This is a genomic window from Arthrobacter sp. Bz4, assembly GCF_003075455.1.
In the GTDB taxonomy this organism is placed as follows: domain Bacteria; phylum Actinomycetota; class Actinomycetes; order Actinomycetales; family Micrococcaceae; genus Arthrobacter_D.
The window spans coordinates 1-768 of record NZ_QDAE01000080.1 but is presented as its reverse complement, the minus strand read 5'-3'; the positions used below and the strand labels follow the sequence as shown (position 1 = coordinate 768).

Annotated in this window: 1 protein-coding gene; it reads left to right on the top strand. The window is 55.7% G+C overall.

Going from position 1 to position 768, the window contains the following annotated elements; translation table 11 throughout:
• Positions 1 to 768 (top strand): NosD domain-containing protein (locus DDA93_RS16425; RefSeq protein WP_207771380.1); only part of this gene is annotated, 768 nt, incomplete at both ends.

The window sequence follows — 768 nt, the reverse complement described above, 5'->3', positions numbered from 1 at the left end:
TGGTTTGGTGGTTGGTGGTGCGTTGAAGGTCAATGGTATTGCGGGCAGTCCTGTGGTCTTTACGTCTTCGAAGGATGATTCCGTGGGTGGGGATACGAACGGTGATGGGACTGCCACTAAACCGGCTGCCAGCGATTGGGAAGGCATCAACACCGTCGGCGAGGAAGCTTTGGTTCAGGTGAATCGTGCTGAGATCCGTTTCAGCCGGTACGGAGTTAGTGGTTCTTCACCGTCGCCGGTGGTCACTAGCACGGTGGTCCGCGATGGTGGGGGCATTAATCTTGTCGCGCGCGGTCCTGTGACTGTGACCGGAAATCAAATGGTTAATGGTGACGGGCTTTCTGTCTATCAAGAGGGAAATCCTTCGAGCGCTGAAAAGTCGACAACCTTGGTCACAGGCAACACGGTGACGAATTCTGCCTGGGACGGCATTATCGTCGAGTCGGGATGGAACAAGGATCTGCCGTCGCCGAGCGTGCAAAACAACACGGTTAGTGGGGCCGAGTATCGGGCCGTCGTTGTTGGTTTCGCCAATCTTGATCCGGCGAAGTTGACGGGAAATACCGGGTCGGGGAACAAGATCAACATGCTCGCACTATCTGGCTCGCTGGTCGACAACCTGACTCTGCCCGTCTCCGGACTTCAGGTGATGATCGCGGGTGACTACCAGTGGATCTCGGGTGGTTTAGACGGTTTGGAGGTGCCGGCCGGGACCACGTTGACAGTCAATGCTGGAGTAGTCCTGAAATTTGATGCTGCGAACTCTAT